We start from the raw sequence: 3,722 nt of genomic DNA, 5'->3' as shown, positions 1-3,722 counted from the left end.
AGTTGCTGCCTGATAAACTAACTCAAGCAAAGGCTTATCATAGATGGCTTGAATTTCTTCTTTGCTCCAGTCATTTCTTATTTCCTTGTTCATTTTTTATTTTGATGCTTTATGATTTTTAGTCAAAAGTATCGTTTTGCTGTATCATCAAAATGTACCACTTTTTATATTTTGAGTAGTCCGGTTTGAATATAGCTTTGAAAGTGGTTTTGAAAACTTTTGGAAATCAACCGGTTAAGTAACGGTGAAATATGTACTAATTTTCGTTAAATATTGTTTCATTTTATAAAATGAAACATAAAATACCTGTTTTGAAACCTCTCAATTGAACAGTGTTTATAGTTTTGTAGGAAATTAAATAGTTTTATTTAATAAAAAATAATGTTAAAATACTGTATATCAATATATTTTATATATTTTTGTAAGGGGTTTAATACTATTATGTGTTTTAACATGTAAGAAATTAGATTATTGTGTGCTTCTGAAATTAGTTTAAAAACGAATATAGAATTTGGAAGCTAGTAGTAACAAATTCTCATTTTAAAAGAAATGTATGAGAATGAAAAGACCATATTTATCTGATCAATAAATTAGGTTTATAAAGTAGATTTCTGCTTTTAGTTTTATTTTGTTCTATGCCATTAAACAAATAAAATTGTGATATTTTTTTTCAAATTATAATGCAATTTTTTCCTTCCTAAATCTGTTTTTTTAGTCATTCGGTATTTTCTACGATTCAGACTTTGAATCTTTATCAGCCAGACCATTTAACAGCCATTTAATTAAAGCATTGCGCTTTAAATTTTTCCACCAGATTTCTATACTCTTAAGTTTAATTATTTACAGTCGTTAAGATTTGAGATACTTGATTTTACAGTATTTGCTAATCTCGAAATTCTATTATCCATGCAAAAAAGTTAAGGAGCAAAAGTTCTTATAACAGACTTGTCATGTCCATAAGTTAAATATTTAAAAAATTAGAAAATGAGTAAAAAACTACTTCTTTGTATCGTTCTACTAGGTTATTGTATTGGTTATGCGCAACAAGATGCACAGTATACGCAATACATGTACAACACAATAAACATAAATCCTGCGTATGCTGGTTCTCGAGGTGTTTTAAGCATTTTTGCTTTGCATCGAGATCAATGGGTTGGGTTAGATGGAGCTCCTAAGACTAATAGTGTTTCTGTAAACACCCCGATTAATAATAGTAATATTGGTCTTGGTGTGTCTTTAGTAAACGATAAAATCGGTCCTACAACAGAGAATCAATTTTCTGTTGATCTTTCTTATACAATACCAACTTCAGAAACTTGGAAACTCTCTTTTGGTATAAAAGGTACAGCAGATTTTTTTAATCTAGATGTTACCAAACTAAATCCAGAAACAGCTGGAGACCCACAATTTCAAAATCTGGATAATGATTTTTCGCCTAATGTTGGAGCCGGAATTTATTGGCATTCTAATAAGGCTTATATCGGATTCTCTGTTCCAAATTTTATTCAAACCAACCGCTATAATGATAATGATGTTGCGATTTATAAAGATAAAATCAATTATTATTTGATTGGAGGTTATGTTTTTGATTTTTCTCAAGAAGTAAAATTTAAACCTGCGCTTTTGACTAAAATGGTTGAAGGTGCGCCGCTTCAAGTAGATGTTTCTGCCAATTTTTTATTCTTTGAAAAACTCACTCTAGGAGTTGCTTATCGATGGGATGCCGCGATAAGCGCAATGGCAGGTTTTCAGATTACAGACGGATTATATATTGGTTATGGATATGATAATGAAACAACCAGATTAAGAAACTACAATTCAGGCTCACATGAAATCTTTCTACGCTATGAATTCTTCTCAAACAAAAGCAGAATTACAACTCCTCGTTTCTTCTAAAAATAGGGTATCATGAAAAAAACTATACTACTACTTATAAGTATTACTTCTTTTTCGTTTAGCAGTTATGCACAACAGGCAAAAGTCAATTCTGGAGACAAGAAATATGACAATTACGCTTATATCGATGCCATAAAAACGTTTGAAAAAGTTGCTAATAAAGGCTACAAATCTGAAGACATGTTTAAAAAACTAGGTAATGCCTATTACTTTAACTCAGAATTTGAAAACGCCGCAAAATGGTATAAAGAACTATTTGCAATGAACACAAGTGTTGAATCAGAATATTATTATCGATATGCACAATGTTTGAAATCGACAGGGCAAATTACCGAGGCTAATAAATTTCTGGATGAGTTTAATGCTAAATCAAAAAATGACAGCAGAGGAAAGCTCTATAAAGAAAATCTGAACTACTTGGATCAGATAAAAGCAAATTCGGGAAGATATAAAATAGAGGATGCAGGAGTTAACAGTAAATACTCAGATTATGGTTCATTTGTCTATAACAACAAACTTTATTTTGCTTCTGCACGAGATACAGGAAATTTTGTAAAGCGAAAACACACATGGACAGGAGAATATTTTACGAATATTTATAATGCCGATCTCGATCCTTCTACAGGAGGAGCATCAAAAGTAAATAAATTTAAATCGGCCATTAATACTAAATTTCATGAGGCATCACCAGTTTTTACTAGAGATGGCAAGACGGTTTATTTTACCAGAAATAATTACATCAACGGAAAAAAAGGTAAAGATGATAATAAAACCACTTTAATAAAACTTTACAAAGCGGAACTTGGAAAAGATAATAAATGGACCAATATCGCAGAACTTCCGTTCAATAGTGATAATTACAGTACGGCACATCCCGCTTTGAGCCCAGACGAAAAAACACTGTATTTTGCTTCTGATATGCCAGGATCTATTGGACAATCAGATTTGTATAAAGTCAGCATAAATCCAAATGGAGGTTATGGTACGCCAGAAAATCTTGGAAATACAATTAATACAGAAGGGAAGGAGACTTTTCCGTATCTAACTTCTGAAAATGAAATTTACTTTGCTTCAGACGGGCATCCAGGACTTGGAGGTTTAGATGTTTTTGTTGCTAACATTGACAATAACGGAAAAATAAGCAATATCCAGAACGTGGGATCAGATGTCAATTCTCCAAAAGATGACTTCGCTTATATTATTGATCCCGAAACGAGAAGAGGTTTTTTCTCTTCCAACAAAGACGGAGGACAGGGATCTGATGATATTTATAAGTTTTTAGAAACCAAAAGATTAAAGTGTATTCAGGAACTTGAAGGGATTATTACAGACGCCGAGACAGGAGCAATTCTTTCTGGTACGAAGGTCTCATTATTTGGTAGCGATATGTCACTCAAAAGTTCCACAATTTCTGATGCATCTGGCAAATACACTTTTTCTGTCGAATGCGGAAAAGTGTATTTTGTAAGAGCAGAGAAACCAGAATATAGCACAAAAGAACTAACTGTCACGATTGGAACAGAAAGCGGAAAAACTACTCTTCCAATCCAATTGGAAAAATCAACATGTAAGGTTACTGTAGGCGATGATTTAGGAAAATGCTTTGGCATCAAGATGATTTATTTCGATTTAGACAAGTCGAACATCAGAAGAGAGGCAGCATTAGATCTCGAAAAAATACTGGTTGTCATGAACGATTATCCTAATATGAAAATAGATGTTCGTTCGCATACAGATAGTAGGGCTTCACATCAGTATAACGAAGCTTTATCTGACAGAAGAGCTAAATCGACGATTCAATGGCTGGTTAAAAATGGAATTGCTCC

At 32.4% G+C, this 3,722-nt stretch carries 2 protein-coding genes; both read left to right on the top strand.

Translation table 11 applies throughout. The features are described from left to right. The first annotated feature begins 984 nt into the window (after nucleotides 1–984). Nucleotides 985–1,896: a PorP/SprF family type IX secretion system membrane protein gene (locus tag B3J44_RS20000; protein WP_286971040.1), complete on the top strand. Its 912-nt coding sequence runs from the start codon at nucleotides 985–987 to the stop codon at nucleotides 1,894–1,896. A 12-nt stretch (nucleotides 1,897–1,908) separates the two neighbouring features. After that, nucleotides 1,909–3,722: carboxypeptidase regulatory-like domain-containing protein (locus tag B3J44_RS19995; RefSeq protein ID WP_286971039.1), on the top strand; the 1,814-nt coding region annotated here is incomplete at its 3' end.

The organism is Flavobacterium sp. UBA4854 (assembly GCF_002399805.1).
Taxonomy (GTDB): Bacteria; Bacteroidota; Bacteroidia; order Flavobacteriales; family Flavobacteriaceae; genus Flavobacterium; species Flavobacterium ginsengisoli.
Note: the sequence above shows the minus strand (reverse complement) of the source record. Positions and strands in the feature narration are given on the sequence as shown.